Raw genomic sequence first — 18,351 nt, 5'->3', positions numbered from 1 at the left:
TACTTGCATGAGCATCTACGAGCATTTTAGACCTGATGAAGAGGTCTTTGTGGATAAAGTATTAGAGTGGAAACAGGCGGCTGAGTACCATCAAGTCAAGTTAACAGATTTTCTTGATCCAAGACAGCAACAAATTGTCTCTATGGTAATAGGGCAAGGAGAGGTTGCTGTACGCTTTGATGGTGCGATGCCTGAATCTGAACGAAAAAGAGCACTAATTTATCCAGACTATCTAGAATTAAATGAAGAGGAATTTCAAATAGAAGTATTAGAAATTGACTATCCTTCCAAATTTTACACGCTAGAACACAGGCAAATATTAGGTGCATTTATGTCACTTGGTTTAACAAGAGAAAAATGTGGTGATATTTTGCTTCAAGAAAATCGTGCCCAAATCGCAGTTGCAAAAGAAGTTGCATCGTATATTGAAATGAACTTACAATCAATAGGGAAAGTGAAAGTATCTCTCGCGCCTGTACAAGCAGAACAAATTTTGCGTGTAGGTGAAAAGTGGGGAGAAAAATCTGGAACAGTTTCGTCACTTCGTCTAGATGTTTTGTTAGCTGAAATGCTACATATATCCAGGCAGAAAGTACAGCCTCTTATAAAAGGCGGCTTAGTAAAAGTCAATTGGAAAACAGTAGAGCAAACTGCGTATGAATGTTTTCCAGGGGATGTATTCTCGGTTAGAGGATACGGAAGAAGTAAAATATTTTCTGTAGAAGGTAGAACGAAGCGCGACAAATGGAGAATTTTGTATGGTATACTAAAATGATTGGTTTTTTTAGCAGGAAATCCTCCTATTTTGTCGAAGAAAAGATATAATTAAAAGAGGAAATTTAGATAACTACTTGGAGGTGGCGTTGTGCCGTTAACACCATTAGATATTCATAACAAAGAATTTGGTCGCGGATTCCGTGGCTATGATGAAGATCAAGTAAATGAGTTTCTTGATCAAATCATCAAAGATTATGAATTAGTCATTCGTGAGAAAAAAGCTTTAGAAGAAAAGGTTGCGCAATTAGAAGGAAAGTTAGATCATTTTTCTAATATTGAAGATACGCTAAACAAATCTATCGTTGTTGCACAAGAAGCAGCGGAAGAAGTAAAACGTAATGCGCAAAAAGAAGCGAAATTAATTGTACGTGAAGCTGAAAAGAATGCGGATCGTATCATTAACGAAGCGTTAGTAAAATCAAGAAAAGTTGCATTTGATATTGAAGAATTAAAAAAACAAGCAAAAGTATTCCGAACTCGTTTCCGTATGCTATTAGAAACACAGCTTGAAATGTTAAACAACGATGATTGGGATAAGTTAATTGAGTTAGAAGACGAAGTAGATGAGCTGTTGAAAAAAGAAGAAACAGTGTAAGCTTGACGTTTTTCTCATTATTACATATAATTTTAAACAACATATTTATTAAGAAAAACGAAGATAGGGATAAGTACCTTTTTCATACCTTATATAGCGAACTGAGGACGGTGTAAGCTCAGGATAAGGAGATAATGGGAATATCACCCTGGAGTTCCGCGCTGAACAAATGAAGTAAGCGTAGGCGTATATTCGCGTTAAGAATATAAAGAGGATTTTATACATATGTATAGGATCTACTAGGGTGGTACCGCGGGAGACTTTCTCGTCCCTTTTGGGATGAGAAAGTCTCTTTTTTATTCCGTTTTTTAGGTCTTTCTTTTATACATGTAAGGAGGAATTGAGCATGGAGTACAAAAATACATTACTAATGCCAAAAACAGAGTTCCCAATGCGTGGGAATTTACCAAAACGTGAGCCTGCAATGCAAGAAAAATGGGCTGAAATGAATATTTATGAAAAAGTACAAGAACATACAAAAGGCCGTCCTTTATTTGTATTGCATGATGGACCTCCATATGCGAATGGTGACATTCATATGGGACATGCATTAAATAAAGTGTTAAAAGACTTTATTGTTCGCTATAAGTCAATGACTGGTTTCAGTGCACCATATGTTCCGGGTTGGGATACGCACGGTTTACCAATCGAACAAGCATTAACGAATAAAGGTGTAAAACGTAAAGAAATGACAGTTGCTGAGTTCCGTAAGTTATGTGCAGAGTATGCATATGAACAAGTAGAACGTCAACGTGAACAATTTAAGCGTCTAGGTGTACGTGCAGATTGGGATAATCCATATATTACTTTAGAGCCAGCTTATGAAGCACAACAAATTAAAGTGTTTGGTGATATGGCGAAAAAAGGTTACATCTATAAAGGGCAAAAACCAGTTTACTGGTCTCCAACAAGTGAGTCTGCTTTAGCAGAAGCTGAAATTGAATACCAAGATAAAAAATCAGCATCTATTTATGTAGCGTTCCCTGTAAAAGACGGAAAGAACGTATTAGAAGGTGATGAGAAATTTATCATTTGGACAACAACTCCTTGGACATTACCTGCAAACTTAGGTATTTCTGTTCATCCAGAGCTTGAATATAGCATTGTAAAAGCAAATGACGAGAAATATATTATCGCTTCTGAATTATTTGAGACAGTTGCGAAAACGTTAGAGTGGGAAAATGCTGAAGTTGTGAAAACGGTAAAAGGTAGCGAACTTGAGTATACAGTTGCAAAACACCCATTCTACGATCGTGATTCATTAGTTATGCTAGGAGATCACGTAACAACAGATGCAGGTACAGGTTGTGTTCATACAGCACCAGGACACGGGGAAGATGACTTCGTTGTTGGTAAAAAGTATGGATTAGAAGTACTTTGCCCAGTTGATGATAAAGGTGTATTAACAAATGAAGCACCTGGATTTGAAGGCTTATTCTATGATAAAGCTAACAAGCCAATTACAGAAAAATTAGAAGAAGTAGGCGCGTTACTGAAACTAACATTCATTACGCATTCATACCCACATGATTGGAGAACGAAAAAACCAATTATTTTCCGTGCGACGGCACAGTGGTTTGCATCTATTGAAGCATTCCGTAAAGAGTTATTAGAAGCTGTTGCGGAAACAAAATGGGTACCAGCATGGGGAGAAACTCGTCTTCATAATATGGTTCGTGACCGTGGTGACTGGTGTATTTCTCGTCAGCGTGCATGGGGTGTGCCAATTCCTGTATTCTATGCAGAGAATGGTGACCCAATTATTACGGATGAAACAATTAACCATGTAGCAGATTTATTCCGTGAACACGGTTCTAACGTATGGTTCGAGCGTGAAGCGAAAGATTTATTACCAGAAGGATTTACACATCCAGGTAGCCCAAATGGTGAATTCCGTAAAGAAACAGACATCATGGATGTATGGTTCGATTCAGGTTCTTCTCACCAAGCGGTATTAGAAGAGCGCGAAGACTTACAACGTCCAGCCGATTTATATTTAGAAGGATCTGACCAGTATCGTGGTTGGTTTAACTCTTCATTATCAACAGCAGTTGCTGTAACTGGTAAAGCTCCATATAAAGGCGTACTAAGCCATGGTTTCGTACTAGATGGTGAAGGACGTAAAATGAGTAAGTCGATTGGAAACATCGTCGTACCGAAGAAAATTATGGATCAATTAGGCGGAGACATTTTACGCTTATGGGTATCTTCTGTTGACTATCAATCTGATGTACGTATCTCAGATGATATTTTAAAACAAGTAGCAGAAGTGTATCGTAAAATCCGTAACACATTCCGTTTCTTATTAGGAAACTTAGATGACTTTAATCCAAGTGAAAATACAGTAGCGGTAGCTGAACTTCGTGAAGTAGATCGTTACATGTTAGTGAAGTTAAATGATTTAATTACAAAAGTAAAAGATGCATATGAAACATATGACTTTGCTGCTGTATATCATGCAATTCACAACTTCTGTACAATTGATCTAAGTTCATTCTACTTAGACTTTGCAAAAGACATTTTATACATTGAAGGTGCAGATCACGCGGATCGTCGTGCAATTCAAACTGTATTATATAATGTTCTTGTTGCATTAACGAAACTTGTAACGCCAATCTTACCTCATACAGCTGATGAAGTATGGCCATATGTTCCTGGTGCAGAAGAAGAAAGCGTACAGTTAACTAATATGCCAGAAGCTGCAGAAGTAGAGGGTTCAGAAGCATTAAGAGCAAAATGGGATGCATTTATGACATTACGTGATGACGTATTAAAAGCTTTAGAAGTAGCTCGTAATGAGAAAGTAATTGGTAAGTCATTAAATGCGAGCATTACGCTATATACGACTGCAGAAATGAAGGCTATGTTAGAGTCTATTAGCGAAGACTTAAAGCAATTATTCATCGTCTCTGAGTATAAACTTGGTGGTACAATTGAAGAAGCGCCAACAGAAGCACCAAAGTATGAGCATACAGCTGTAGTTGTAGCACAGGCGACAGGTGAGACGTGTGAACGTTGTTGGGTTGTTTCAGAAACAATTGGTAAAGATGCAGAACATGAAACATTGTGTGAGCGTTGTGCAACAGTTGTTAAAGAAAACTATGTAAAATAATAAAAAACTGACTGCGAGTAAGTGCAGTCAGTTTTTTTGTTTTTTTTCGTTGATGATATATTGAAATAATTTTTACTCTCTTTCCTATGAAGGAAAAATGTGTGTGAGGTAAGCGTGAGAATTTCGGACACACTAATCGTACATTGCAGCTGGGAGGAATGTACACGTGAATGAAATATATATGGAAATAAAAGAAGAATTGCAATTGATGAGAAAAGAGTTGCAAGAGAGACTAGCTAAAGAAGTCATGCACAAATATGATACAGAGTTTAGCGGGGAGCTTGGATATGAAATAAAGGAAGAGATAAAGAAAAAATTGCTATTACATGATATAAAAGAAGATTTAAAAGATGTAGAACGTGCATTGTTTAAAATGGAAATAGATATGTACGGTATTTGTGAAGAAACTGGGAGAGCGATTCCTACAAAACAAATGAAAACAATGCCGACTGCTCGTACGATTCATGAATTTTTCTATGAAAAGGTAAATGTATGAATACGCACAACGATATTATGTTACCTTTTTTTAATTTATTTTATTCTTCTATAAAGGTTCATTGTGAAAAGGTAGCAGCTATGCTAAAATTTTGAGGTACACTGTCTTTGTGGGGGAAATGAAAATGATATATTATGTAATAGCGTTATTTGTCATTGCCATCGATCAAATATCGAAGTGGCTAATTGTAAAGAACATGGAATTGGGTACGAGCATTCCGATTATCGATAATGTATTATACATAACATCACATCGAAATAGAGGAGCTGCCTGGGGTATTTTAGAAAATAAAATGTGGTTCTTCTACATTATTACAGTCGTTTTCGTAGCATTTATCGTATTTTATATGAAAAAATATGCAAAAACGGACAAACTTCTAGGTATTTCATTAGGTCTAATTTTAGGCGGAGCAATTGGCAATTTTATTGATCGTGTATTTAGACAAGAAGTAGTGGATTTCATTCACGTGTATATTTTCTCGTACAACTATCCAGTATTCAATATAGCTGACTCAGCATTGTGTATTGGTGTTGTATTAATTATTATTCAAACAGTATTAGAAGGAAAGAAAACGAAGGAGTAATTGAATGAGTGAAGTAGTACAAGTAACAGTTGCAGAAGAACAAAAAAGCGAGCGAATTGATAAATTCGTTGCAGAAATAAACAGTGAATGGTCACGTTCACAAGTACAGCAATGGATTAAAGATGCCGTTGTGACAGTAAATGGGAAATCAGTTAAAGGGAATTATAAAGTAAAAGGAAATGATGAAATTACAGTAACAATTCCTGACCCAGAAGAGTTAGATATTCAACCGGAAGATATGAATTTAGAAATTTATTATGAAGATGCAGATGTACTCGTTGTAAATAAGCCACGTGGTATGGTTGTGCATCCGGCACCAGGACACACAAGCGGTACGCTTGTAAACGGACTTATGCATCATTGTACAGACCTATCAGGTATTAACGGTGTAATGCGTCCTGGTATCGTGCATCGTATTGATAAAGATACATCTGGACTATTAATGGTTGCTAAAAATGATATGGCGCACGAATCACTTGTAAATCAACTTGTAGCAAAAACAGTAACAAGACGCTACAAAGCGATTGTACACGGTGTAATTCCACATGATAAAGGAACAATTGATGCGCCAATTGGTCGTGATAAGAAAGAGCGTCAAAGTATGACAGTTGATGAAAATGGTAAGAATGCTGTTACGCACTTCCAAGTGTTAGAACGCTTTAAAGACTTTACACTTGTAGAATGTCGCTTAGAAACGGGACGTACGCACCAAATTCGTGTTCATATGAAATATATTGGTTATCCACTTGCAGGGGATCCAAAGTATGGTCCGAAGAAAACATTAGATCTGAATGGGCAAGCACTTCATGCAGGAATTTTAGGTTTCGATCACCCTCGTACTGGTGAATATATTGAGTTTGAAGCACCGATTCCAGAAGTGTTTGAAGAAGCACTAAATATTTTACGGAAATAGTATTGACAAATCGTAAGAAAACTGAGATACTGACAACAGTTAAATAATGATCCTTTAACACAGCCCCGTGAGGTTGAGAAGGTAACGGTTTGAAATACTTAGGGTATGTTGTACCCTTTTTTCAAAAGTCCTCTCGCACACGTTGAGAGGACTTTTTTTATACCATTACTCTCACGCAAGAAAAAAGCTTGGAGGTGTAGAGCATGCAAGAGAAAGCTGTCGTTTTAGATGACCAAATGATTCGCCGCGCTTTAACACGAATTAGTCATGAAATCGTGGAACGAAATAAAGGTGTCGATAATTGTGTTCTTGTCGGAATTAAAACTCGTGGAATTTTTATTGCACAACGTTTGGCAGAACGAATTGGTCAAATTGAAGGAAAAAAAATGGAAGTTGGAGAGTTAGATATTACGTTATACCGTGATGATCTAACACTACAATCGAAAAATGAAGAACCACTTGTAAAAGGTTCTGATATCCCTGTAGATATTACGAAGAAAAAAGTTATCCTTGTGGATGATGTGTTATATACAGGAAGAACAGTTCGAGCAGCAATGGATGCTCTTATGGATTTAGGTAGACCATCACAAATCCAATTGGCTGTTCTTGTTGATAGAGGTCATCGTGAATTACCAATTCGCGCTGATTATGTAGGAAAGAACATTCCAACATCTAGTGAAGAGCGTATCGAAGTTGATTTGCAAGAGACAGATCAACAAGATCGAGTAAGCATATACGATAAGTAAAGCCCTTTTAAATGTAGTCCTGTGAGGCTGCCAAAGGGTCTTGGCTTTCATATGTCAAATTTGGCATACGAAAGTATAGGACTCTTTGTGCACAGGCACAAAGAGTTTTTTTATTGCAAAGATTATAACTGAAGGAGGATGTAACAATGGAACAAAAGCCAGTGTTAGACATTCATGAAGTACCGAAACCGGGAAAATGGTTATTATTAAGTATACAACATTTGTTCGCGATGTTTGGATCAACAGTGCTTGTTCCGTTTTTAACAGGACTGAATCCATCAGTAGCTTTAATATCAAGTGGATTAGGAACGCTAGCGTTTCTTCTTATAACGAAAGGTCAAGTACCAGCATATTTAGGATCATCATTCGCCTTTATTGCACCAATTATTACAGCAAAAACAGCAGGTGGACCTGGAGCAGCAATGCTTGGTGGAATGCTAGCAGGACTTGTATACATCTTAATCTCAATCGGAATTAAGAAATCTGGATCAGAGTGGATTATGAAATTACTTCCGCCGATCGTAGTTGGTCCGGTAGTAATGGTAATCGGTCTAGCTTTAGCACATACAGCAGTTAATATGGCGATGAACGGTGCAGATGGCAAGTATAGCTTTACACACTTTTTAGTAGCATTAGTAACATTAGCAATTACAATTATCTGCTCTATATTCGGAAGAGGATTTTTCAGCATCATACCAGTACTGCTTGGCATCATCGGCGGATATATCTTCGCTTACTTCCAAGGGCTAGTAGACTTAAAGCCGGTAGCTGAGGCAAAATGGTTTGTTGTACCAAATTTCACAGTACCGTTTGTAACATACACTCCGGAGTTCTCGTGGAAGATTGTACTTTTAATGGTACCAGTTGCACTAGTAACAATTTCAGAACATATCGGACATCAAATTGTACTAGGAAATGTTATTAAAAGAGATTTGATTGAAAAACCAGGCTTACACCGTTCAATATTCGGTGATGGGATAGCAACATTGATCGCATCACTAATAGGTGGACCACCGAATACAACGTACGGTGAAAACATAGGTGTGCTAGCAATTACGAGAGCATACAGTGTATACTTATTCATCGGTTCAGCAGTGTTCGCAATCATGTTTGGATTTATCGGGAAGATTTCAGCACTGATTCATTCGATTCCAACACCGGTTATGGGTGGTGTATCAATCTTACTATTCGGTGTAATCGCATCAAGCGGTTTGCGCATGATGGTAGATGATAAAACAGACTTAAGCGACAAACGAAACTTAATGATTGCATCAGTTATACTAGTAATCGGTATTGGTGGGGCGGTACTACACGTAGGTGAATCATTCCAAGTAGAAGGAATGGCACTAGCAGCAATTATAGGTGTACTGTTAAATCTACTACTACCAGAAACAAAACAAGTAAAACAATCTAAGCAGATTGCTTCATAAAAACAACCTTTTAATTCAGTCCTGTGAGACAGAGAAGGGGGGCTTCTTCCTTGCACCCTAGTCTCACACGACTAGGGTATTTTTATGCAGATATTGTTATATAAATACAAAAGTGATAACATAAAATCAGAAAGATGAGGGATGACGATGAGCCATTTGTTAACGATGAGTGAATTATCGGAACTAGAAATTTCAGAAATCCTAAAAGACGCAGAAGATTTTGCGAATGGAAAAGAGAGAAAAACGACAGAGCAAACATTTGTTGCAAACTTGTTCTTTGAGAATAGTACGAGAACGAGATTTAGCTTCGAAGTAGCTGAGAAGAGATTAGGTCTTGACGTATTAAACTTTTCAGCAGATTCATCTAGCGTACAAAAAGGAGAAACTTTATACGATACGATAAAAACACTAGAATCAATCGGAACAAAAGCGGTAGTCATCCGCCATGAGCAAGATCGTTATTTCGATGAATTAAAAGATCAGGTAAACATCCCGATCTTAAACGCAGGTGATGGATGCGGAAATCATCCAACGCAATGTCTGCTGGACCTTCTAACAATTAAACAAGAGTTTGGAAGATTTGAAGGTTTAAAGATTGCAATAGTAGGAGATGTTCGTCATAGCCGAGTAGCACGTTCTAATGCAGAGGCTTTAACAAAAATGGGCGCGACAATTTACTTTGCAAGTCCAGAAGAATGGAAAGATGAAAATAACACATTTGGAACATACAAAGCATTAGATGAACTTGTTCCAGAAGTGGATGTGATGATGTTACTACGTGTACAACATGAGCGTCATGATCATTATGAAACAGACATCATGAAAGAGTATCACAAGCAACATGGATTAACAGTTGAAAGAGAAAAACGTATGAAAGAAGGAAGCATTATTATGCATCCAGCTCCTTTCAACCGTGATGTTGAAATTGCAAGTGAACTTGTTGAGTGTGAGCGTTCGCGCATATTCAAACAAATGGAAAATGGAGTTTACGTAAGAATGGCTGTACTAAAACGCGCCTTACCAAATGTATTAGGAGGAATGAAACATGAATTATTTGTTTAAAAATGGTCGTTATATGAATGAAGAAGGAAACATCGTAGCAACAGATCTTCTCGTACAAGACGGTAAAATTGCGAAAGTAGCAGAAAATATTACGGCAGATAATGCTGAAGTAATCGACGTAAATGGAAAGTTAATCGCACCTGGATTAGTAGATGTACACGTTCATCTTCGTGAACCAGGTGGTGAACATAAAGAAACAATTGAAACGGGAACATTAGCAGCAGCAAAAGGTGGATTCACTACAATTTGTGCAATGCCAAATACACGTCCAGTACCAGATTGCAGAGAACATATGGAAGACCTGCAAAAACGTATTAAAGAAAAAGCACATGTCAACGTACTACCATACGGAGCAATTACAGTACGCCAAGCAGGTTCTGAAATGACAGATTTCGAAACATTAAAAGAACTTGGAGCATTTGCTTTCACTGATGATGGTGTAGGCGTACAAGATGCGAGCATGATGTTAGCTGCTATGAAGCGTGCAGCGAAATTGAATATGGCAGTAGTTGCACACTGTGAAGAGAATACACTTATTAATAAAGGTTGTGTACATGAAGGGAAGTTTTCTGAGAAACACGGACTAAACGGTATCCCATCAGTATGTGAATCTGTACATATTGCAAGGGATATACTGCTTGCTGAAGCGGCAGATTGTCACTATCACGTATGTCACGTAAGTACAAAAGGATCTGTACGTGTAATCCGTGATGCGAAACGCGCTGGAATTAAAGTAACAGCAGAAGTAACACCGCATCACTTAGTGTTATGTGAAGATGATATCCCGTCAGCTGATCCTAACTTTAAAATGAACCCACCGCTTCGTGGAAAAGAAGACCACGCAGCGTTAGTTGAAGGGCTATTAGATGGAACGATCGATATGATCGCAACTGATCATGCCCCGCATACAGCGGAAGAGAAAGCACAAGGAATTGAAAGAGCACCATTCGGAATTACTGGTTTTGAAACAGCATTCCCGCTTCTATACACAAACCTTGTGAAAAAAGGAATTATCACACTTGAGCAGTTAATTCAATACTTAACAGAAAAGCCAGCTGATACATTCGGTTTAGAAGCAGGTCGCCTGAAAGAAGGTAGAGCAGCTGACATTACAATCATTGATTTAGAACAAGAAGAAGAAATTGATCCAACAACATTCTTATCAAAAGGAAAAAATACACCATTCGCAGGTTGGAAATGCCAAGGATGGCCGGTAATGACAATCGTTGGTGGTAAGATCGCATGGCAAAAGGAGAGTGCATTAGTATGAAAAGACAACTTATCTTAGAAGATGGAACAGTATTAATTGGAAAAGGTTTCGGAGGAGAAATCGAAAAGTCAGGTGAGGTTGTATTTACAACAGGAATGACTGGATATCAAGAAACATTATCTGATCCATCATATTGCGGTCAAATTGTAACATTTACGTACCCATTAATCGGAAACTACGGCATTAACCGTGACGATTTTGAATCAATTCACCCATCTGTAAATGGTTTAATCGTAAACGAAATTTGTGATCACCCATCAAACTTCCGTAATGAAATTTCGTTAAATGATTACTTAAAAGGAAGAAACATCCCAGGATTAGCAGGAATTGATACGAGAAAATTAACGAGAAAAATTCGTCAATACGGTACATTACGCGGACGTCTTTGCAATATGGATGTGGATGTAGAGGACATCGTTAGCCAATTGAAAGCAACTGTCTTTACAGATCATGTAAAACGTGTATCAACAAAAGATCCATATCCAAGTCCAGGTCGTGGTCATCGTGTTGTACTTGTAGACTTCGGAATGAAACATGGTATTTTACGAGAATTAAATAAGCGTGACTGTGATGTAATTGTAGTACCTTACAATACAACAGCAGAAGAGATTTTACGCCTTAGCCCAGATGGAATTATGTTAAGTAATGGACCTGGAGATCCAAAAGATGTACCAGAAGCAATTGAAATGTTAAAAGATATTATCGGTAAAGTTCCTTTATTCGGAATTTGCTTAGGACATCAATTGTTCGCTCTAGCATCTGGTGCAAATACAAGTAAGTTGAAATTCGGTCACCGTGGTTTAAATCATCCAGTGAAAAATCTTGCAACTGGAAAAGTAGCAATTACATCTCAAAACCATGGTTATGCAGTAGAAGAAGAATCAGTTAAAAATACAGAACTTGAAATTACACATGTTGCTTTAAATGATGGAACAGTAGAAGGTCTTCGTCATACGAAGTTCCCGGCATTTACAGTACAATACCATCCAGAAGCTTCAGCAGGACCAGAAGATGCAAATGATTTATTCGAAGATTTCTTAGCAATGATTGAAAACTTCAAGAAAGAAGGGGAAGAGTTATGCCAAAACGCCTAGACATTAACACAATTTTAGTAATCGGATCAGGACCAATTGTAATTGGGCAAGCAGCAGAGTTTGATTACTCTGGTACACAAGCTTGTCAATCTCTTAGAGAAGAAGGTTACAAAGTAATCCTTGTTAACTCGAACCCAGCAACAATTATGACAGATACTGCAACAGCAGATAAAGTATACATTGAGCCATTAACATTAGAATTCGTAAGCCGTATTATTCGTAAAGAACGTCCAGATGCAATCTTACCAACATTAGGTGGTCAAACAGGATTGAATATGGCTGTTGAACTTGCGAAATCAGGCATACTTGAAGAGTGCGGAGTTGAAATTTTAGGAACAAAATTATCAGCAATCGAGCAAGCGGAGGATCGTGATTTATTCCGTACATTAATGCAGGAATTAAATGAACCAATTCCATCTAGTACGATTATTCATACGCTGGAAGAAGCACATGAATTTGTAAAAGAAATTGGTTATCCAGTTATTGTTCGCCCAGCATTTACAATGGGGGGAACAGGCGGCGGAATCTGTAGTAATGAAGAAGAACTAATTGAAATCGTATCAGGTGGATTAAAACATAGTCCAGTAACACAATGTTTATTAGAAAAGAGTATTGCTGGTTGTAAGGAAATTGAATATGAAGTAATGCGTGATTCAAATGATAACGCGATTGTAGTATGTAACATGGAAAATATTGACCCAGTAGGGGTACACACAGGTGATTCAATCGTTATAGCGCCAAGCCAAACATTAAGTGACCGTGAGTATCAAATGTTACGAAACACTTCATTACGAATTATTCGCGCATTAGGAATTGAAGGTGGATGTAACGTTCAGCTTGCACTTGATCCACATAGCTTCCAATACTATGTAATCGAGGTAAACCCACGTGTAAGTCGTTCATCTGCACTAGCATCTAAAGCAACTGGATATCCAATTGCGAAGTTAGCGGCGAAAATTGCAGTCGGTTTAACATTAGATGAAATTATAAATCCAGTAACACAAAAAACATACGCTTGCTTCGAGCCAGCATTAGACTACGTCGTTTCAAAAATTCCACGTTGGCCATTTGATAAGTTTGAATCAGCGAACAGAACGCTTGGTACACAAATGAAGGCAACTGGTGAAGTTATGTCAATCGGACGTAACTTAGAACAATCCTTATTAAAGGCAGTTCGTTCTTTAGAGCTTGGTATCTATCACTTAGAGTTAGACCACTTAAAAGAGCTTGATAAAGAAACAATGAAAAAACGTATTATAAAAGCTGATGATGAGCGTCTGTTCGTTGTAGCAGAAGCAATCCGTCAAGGTGTAACGAAAGAAGAAATTAACTCATGGTGTGAAATGGACTTCTTCTTCTTACAAAAAGTTGAAAATATCGTAAATATGGAACGCGAAGTAAAAGAAAATGTAGGAAATATGGAAGTATTACAATCTGCGAAAGAAATGGGCTTCAGCGACCATTACATCGCCAATGCTTGGAATAAAACAGAGCGTGAAATTTACGATATACGTAAAGAAAGCAAAATGACTCCTGTTTATAAAATGGTAGATACTTGTGCGGCAGAGTTTGAATCTGCAACACCATATTACTACAGCACATATGGTGACGAGAATGAATCGATTTTAACAGATCGTAAGAGTGTAGTTGTACTAGGGTCTGGTCCAATCCGTATTGGTCAAGGGGTTGAGTTTGACTATGCAACAGTTCACTCTGTATGGGCAATAAAAGAAGCTGGATATGAGGCAATCATTGTTAATAACAACCCAGAAACAGTTTCAACAGACTTCAGTATTTCTGACAAATTATACTTTGAGCCATTAACAATCGAAGATGTAATGCACATTATTGATTTAGAAAAGCCAGAAGGTGTTATCGTCCAATTCGGTGGCCAAACAGCAATTAACTTAGCTGCTAAATTAGAAGCACACGGTGTGAAAATCTTAGGAACATCACTTGAAGATTTAGACCGTGCAGAAGATCGTGATAAGTTTGAATCAGCTCTAACACAGCTTGGTATCCCGCAACCAGTTGGTAAAACAGCAACGACTGTAGAGCAAGCAGTAGCAATCGCTGACAAGATTGGTTACCCAGTATTAGTAAGACCGTCTTACGTACTAGGTGGACGTGCAATGGAAATCGTATATCGTCAAGAAGAACTGCTGCACTACATGAAAAATGCCGTTAAAGTTCACGCAGATCACCCAGTATTAATCGACCGTTACATGGTTGGTAAAGAAATTGAAGTAGATGCAATTTCAGACGGTGAGAATGTATTCATTCCAGGTATTATGGAACATATTGAACGCGCTGGAGTTCACTCTGGTGACTCAATCGGAGTATATCCACCACAGAGCTTATCTGCAAAACTGAAAGAACAAATTATTGAACATACAATTGCACTTGGAAAAGGATTAAACATTATTGGATTACTAAATATCCAGTTTGTAGTATTCGAAGATCAAGTGTATGTAATTGAAGTAAACCCACGTGCGAGCCGTACGGTACCATTCTTAAGTAAAATTACAGGCGTACCGATGGCGAATGTCGCAACGAAAGTTATTTTAGGGCAAAACCTTGTAGAACAAGGATATGGAACTGGCTATCACCCAGAAGAGAAAGAAGTGTATGTGAAAGCACCGGTATTCTCATTTGCGAAATTACGCTCAGTTGATACAACATTAGGACCTGAAATGAAGTCAACAGGGGAAGTAATGGGGAAAGACTTAACACTTGAAAAAGCCTTATACAAAGGGTTAGTTGCTTCTGGAATTAACATCCCAACGCACGGATCAGTAATCATCACTGTAGCGGATAAAGATAAAGAAGAGGCGATGGAAATTGCAAAACGTTTCCACGAAATCGGTTATAACTTATTAGCGACAGCTGGAACAGCACAAACATTAGCAGAGCAAAACATTCCAGTACAAGTTGTAAACAAAATTGATTCTGAAGACTACAACTTACTAGATATTATCCGTCAAGGAAAAGCACAGTTTGTAATCAATACATTAACAAAAGGAAAACAACCAGCGCGTGATGGTTTCCGCATTCGCCGTGAATCAGTAGAAAATGGTGTGGCTTGCTTAACATCACTTGATACAACGAGAGCAATCTTACGAGTATTAGAATCTATGACATTCTCAGCTCATTCAATGAAAGAAATTACGCAAACGAAGCGTCACGAGGTGGTACATGCATGATGCAAAAGCAAAATATGATTGTCGTTAACCAAAAAGAAATCGCAAAAAACATTTACGAATTAGTGCTTCAAGGAACTTTAGTACAGCAAATGAACGAACCAGGGCAGTTTGTACACATTAAGGTAGCAGAGGGCATTGCGCCCCTTCTGCGCCGCCCAATTAGTATTTGTAATGTAGATCAAGAGAAGAACGAATTTACAATGCTATATCGTGCGGAAGGACAAGGAACAAAAACATTAGCAAAAAGAAAACAAGGCGAACTTGTAGATGTATTAGGACCACTAGGACATGGTTTTCCTGTAGAAGAAGCGGAAGCTGGACAAACGGCTCTATTAGTTGGAGGGGGAATTGGTGTACCACCACTATATGAATTGTCACAGCGTCTTGTAGCAAAGGGAGTACGCGTTATTCACATCTTAGGTTTCCAAACGAAAGATGTTGTCTTCTATGAAGAGAAATTCGCAGAGCTTGGTGATACGTATGTTGCAACAGTTGATGGTACGCATGGTACAGAAGGCTTTGTAACAGATGTAATTGATAGCTATGGAATTGACTTTGACATTCTATACTCATGTGGACCTTTAGCGATGCTTCGTGCATTAGAAGGACGCTATAAAGAGAGAAAAGCCTACATTTCATTAGAAGAGCGTATGGGCTGTGGCATTGGAGCATGTTTCGCATGTGTATGCCATCTGCAAGCAGATCCGAGTGGACATTCTTACAAGAAGGTGTGTAGCGACGGACCAGTATTTCCAATCGGGGAGGTTGTACTATGAACAGATTGCAAGTTGAATTACCAGGGTTATCATTAAAAAATCCAATCATCCCAGCATCTGGTTGCTTCGGATTTGGTCGTGAGTATGCACAGTTCTATGATTTAAGTGTACTTGGATCAATTATGATTAAAGCGACAACAGAACAACCACGATATGGAAATCCAACGCCTCGTGTTGCTGAAACACCAGGCGGAATGCTAAATGCAATCGGGCTTCAAAATCCTGGATTAGAAAAGGTAATGAATTCTGAATTACCTTTTCTCGAGCAATTTGATCTTCCGATTATTGCAAATGTTGCTGGCTCACAAGCTGAGGATTATGTAGCAGTTGCGAAGGAAATTTCAAAGGCACCTAATGTTCATGCGCTAGAATTAAATATTTCTTGTCCAAACGTAAAAACGGGTGGTATCGCTTTTGGTACGAATCCTGAAATTGCTGCTGATTTAACGAAGCGAGTAAAAGAGGTTTCTGAAGTACCGGTATATGTGAAATTGTCACCGAACGTGGCAAACATTGTGGAGATTGCAAAAGCAATTGAAAATGCAGGTGCGGACGGTTTAACGATGATTAATACATTGCTTGGTATGCGTCTAGATTTAAAAACTGCAAAACCAATTTTAGCAAACCGTACAGGCGGACTATCAGGGCCAGCAATTAAGCCAGTAGCAATTCGTATGGTACATGAAGTAAGTCAAGCGGTTAACATTCCGATTATCGGAATGGGTGGTATTGAAACAGCGGAAGATGTAATTGAATTCTTCTATGCTGGCGCAAGCGCGGTTGCAGTTGGCACAGCGAACTTCATAGATCCGTTCGTATGTCCGACAATTATTGAAGAGTTACCAGCGTTACTAGATGAATTAGGATTTGATCACATTTCGGAGTGTCAAGGAAGGAGCTGGAAGCAAACATGTCACAGTCGTTAATTGTTGCACTAGATTTTCCAGGGAAACAAGATGTAGAACAATTCTTACACCACTTTGAAGGGGAAGAGTTATTTGTCAAAGTTGGTATGGAGTTATTTTACAAAGAAGGCCCTGCGATTATTACGTACTTAAAAGAAAAAGGGCATAAGATCTTCCTAGATTTAAAACTTCATGATATTCCGAATACAGTAAAAAGCGCTATGCGTAGCCTAGCTAGTCTAGATGTTGATATGGTAAATGTTCATGCTGCTGGGGGAAGCAGTATGATGAAAGCTGCGATTGAGGGGTTAGAGGAAGGTAAGCAAGAAGGAAAAGAGAGACCGATTTGTATTGCAGTTACACAACTAACAAGCACTTCGGAAGCTATGATGAAAAAAGAGATTGGCATTGAGAAAACGTTAGAAGAAGCGGTTGCTCATTATGCAAAATTAACGAAAGAAAGTGGGCTTGATGGAGTTGTTTGTTCAACACTTGAAGTTCCAAAATTACGTGAAGTATGCGGAAATGAATTTGTAACAGTAACACCGGGGATTCGTCTTGCAAGCGATGATGTGAATGACCAAGTGCGCGTAGCAACACCGAAACGTGCGAGGGAACTTGGTTCAAGCTACATTGTAGTTGGACGTAGTATTACAAAAGCAGAAAATCCGCTTGAAGCGTATAAAACAGTAAAACAACAGTGGGAAGGTGTAACAGTATGAAAAAAGAAATCGCATCGCATTTATTAGAAATTGGAGCAGTATTTTTACAACCGAATGATCCATTTACTTGGTCTTCTGGTATGAAATCACCAATTTATTGTGATAATCGTTTAACTTTATCTTATCCAAAAGTACGCCAAGCGATTGCAGCTGGATTAGAAGAGTTAATTAAAGAGCACTTCCCAACTGTAGAAGTTATTGCAGGAACAGCAACTGCTGGTATTGCGCACGCTGCATGGGTAAGCGATCGTATGGATTTACCAATGTGCTACGTACGTAGTAAAGCAAAAGGTCACGGAAAAGGGAACCAAATCGAAGGAAAAGCTGAAAAAGGTCAAAAAGTAGTAGTAGTAGAAGACTTAATTTCAACTGGCGGTAGTGCAATTACATGTGTAGAAGCACTTCGCGAAGCTGGCTGTGAAGTATTAGGAATCGTATCAATCTTCACATACGAGCTAGAGTCAGGAAAAGAAAAATTAGAAGCAGCTAACGTAGCTTCATATTCTTTAAGTGATTACAGTGCATTAACTGAAGTTGCAGCAGAAAAAGGTATGATCGGACAAGCTGAAACGAAAAAATTACAAGAGTGGCGTAAAAATCCAGCTGACGAGGCTTGGGTCACAGCGTAACATGAAAAAAGACGACTGCGGGGGAACGCAGTCGTCTT

At 38.3% G+C, this 18,351-nt stretch carries 16 protein-coding genes and 1 other annotated feature; all 16 genes read left to right on the top strand.

The window, feature by feature from the left end:
• Positions 1–7 precede the first annotated feature (7 nt).
• The 16 genes from BAU27_RS17280 (at position 8) to pyrE (ending at position 18,313) form a co-directional block, all read left to right on the top strand.
• Positions 8–775, top strand: a complete 768-nt coding sequence (locus BAU27_RS17280; RefSeq protein ID WP_071746834.1) for a YlmH family RNA-binding protein — start codon at positions 8–10, stop codon at positions 773–775.
• A gap of 90 nt (positions 776–865) precedes the next feature.
• Positions 866–1,372, top strand: a complete 507-nt coding sequence (gene divIVA / locus BAU27_RS17275) for a septum site-determining protein DivIVA (protein WP_001131611.1) — start codon at positions 866–868, stop codon at positions 1,370–1,372.
• A gap of 51 nt (positions 1,373–1,423) precedes the next feature.
• Positions 1,424–1,648 (top strand) — a binding site (T-box leader).
• A gap of 70 nt (positions 1,649–1,718) precedes the next feature.
• Complete coding sequence (gene ileS2 / locus BAU27_RS17270) at positions 1,719–4,484, top strand: isoleucine--tRNA ligase (protein ID WP_071771517.1); 2,766 nt, start codon at positions 1,719–1,721, stop codon at positions 4,482–4,484.
• Positions 4,485–4,650: 166 nt separating this feature from the next.
• Complete coding sequence (locus BAU27_RS17265) at positions 4,651–4,980, top strand: TraR/DksA C4-type zinc finger protein (protein ID WP_071746832.1); 330 nt, start codon at positions 4,651–4,653, stop codon at positions 4,978–4,980.
• Positions 4,981–5,104: 124 nt separating this feature from the next.
• On the top strand, positions 5,105–5,563 hold the full coding sequence (lspA, locus tag BAU27_RS17260; protein ID WP_000642178.1) for a lipoprotein signal peptidase LspA: 459 nt from the start codon (positions 5,105–5,107) through the stop codon (positions 5,561–5,563).
• Positions 5,564–5,567: 4 nt separating this feature from the next.
• Entirely contained in the window at positions 5,568–6,476 is a 909-nt protein-coding gene (locus BAU27_RS17255) for an RluA family pseudouridine synthase (RefSeq protein ID WP_071746831.1), read from the top strand.
• 203 nt (positions 6,477–6,679) lie between these two features.
• Positions 6,680–7,222 (top strand): bifunctional pyrimidine operon transcriptional regulator/uracil phosphoribosyltransferase, encoded by a 543-nt coding sequence (pyrR, locus tag BAU27_RS17250; protein WP_071771516.1) that lies wholly within the window; start codon positions 6,680–6,682, stop codon positions 7,220–7,222.
• Positions 7,223–7,368: 146 nt separating this feature from the next.
• Positions 7,369–8,652, top strand: coding sequence for a uracil permease (gene uraA, locus BAU27_RS17245; protein ID WP_071771515.1), 1,284 nt, complete (start codon positions 7,369–7,371; stop codon positions 8,650–8,652).
• A 147-nt stretch (positions 8,653–8,799) separates the two neighbouring features.
• Positions 8,800–9,714, top strand: a complete 915-nt coding sequence (pyrB, locus tag BAU27_RS17240; protein WP_071746829.1) for an aspartate carbamoyltransferase — start codon at positions 8,800–8,802, stop codon at positions 9,712–9,714.
• Entirely contained in the window at positions 9,698–10,984 is a 1,287-nt protein-coding gene (gene pyrC, locus BAU27_RS17235; RefSeq protein WP_071746828.1) for a dihydroorotase, read from the top strand. Before pyrB ends, pyrC begins: the two co-directional genes overlap by 17 nt.
• Positions 10,981–12,078 (top strand): carbamoyl phosphate synthase small subunit, encoded by a 1,098-nt coding sequence (locus BAU27_RS17230; RefSeq protein ID WP_071746827.1) that lies wholly within the window; start codon positions 10,981–10,983, stop codon positions 12,076–12,078. The genes pyrC and BAU27_RS17230 overlap by 4 nt, the downstream gene beginning before the upstream one ends.
• The gene (gene carB / locus BAU27_RS17225) at positions 12,063–15,281 is read left to right on the top strand and encodes a carbamoyl-phosphate synthase large subunit (RefSeq protein ID WP_071746826.1); all 3,219 of its coding nucleotides are present in this window, start codon (positions 12,063–12,065) and stop codon (positions 15,279–15,281) included. Before BAU27_RS17230 ends, carB begins: the two co-directional genes overlap by 16 nt.
• Positions 15,278–16,057, top strand: coding sequence for a dihydroorotate oxidase B electron transfer subunit (gene pyrK / locus BAU27_RS17220; RefSeq protein WP_071746825.1), 780 nt, complete (start codon positions 15,278–15,280; stop codon positions 16,055–16,057). Before carB ends, pyrK begins: the two co-directional genes overlap by 4 nt.
• The gene (pyrD, locus tag BAU27_RS17215) at positions 16,054–16,983 is read left to right on the top strand and encodes a dihydroorotate oxidase B catalytic subunit (RefSeq protein ID WP_001081053.1); all 930 of its coding nucleotides are present in this window, start codon (positions 16,054–16,056) and stop codon (positions 16,981–16,983) included. Before pyrK ends, pyrD begins: the two co-directional genes overlap by 4 nt.
• Entirely contained in the window at positions 16,968–17,684 is a 717-nt protein-coding gene (gene pyrF / locus BAU27_RS17210; protein WP_000083488.1) for an orotidine-5'-phosphate decarboxylase, read from the top strand. The genes pyrD and pyrF overlap by 16 nt, the downstream gene beginning before the upstream one ends.
• The gene (pyrE, locus tag BAU27_RS17205; protein ID WP_000711455.1) at positions 17,681–18,313 is read left to right on the top strand and encodes an orotate phosphoribosyltransferase; all 633 of its coding nucleotides are present in this window, start codon (positions 17,681–17,683) and stop codon (positions 18,311–18,313) included. Before pyrF ends, pyrE begins: the two co-directional genes overlap by 4 nt.
• The last annotated feature ends 38 nt before the right edge of the window (positions 18,314–18,351 follow it).

Origin of the sequence: Bacillus sp. NH11B (genome assembly GCF_001884205.1) — a bacterium.
GTDB classification, from domain to species: Bacteria; Bacillota; Bacilli; order Bacillales; family Bacillaceae_G; genus Bacillus_A; species Bacillus_A proteolyticus.
The sequence above is the reverse complement of the archived record's forward strand: the minus strand, read 5'-3'. Positions and strand labels throughout refer to the sequence as shown.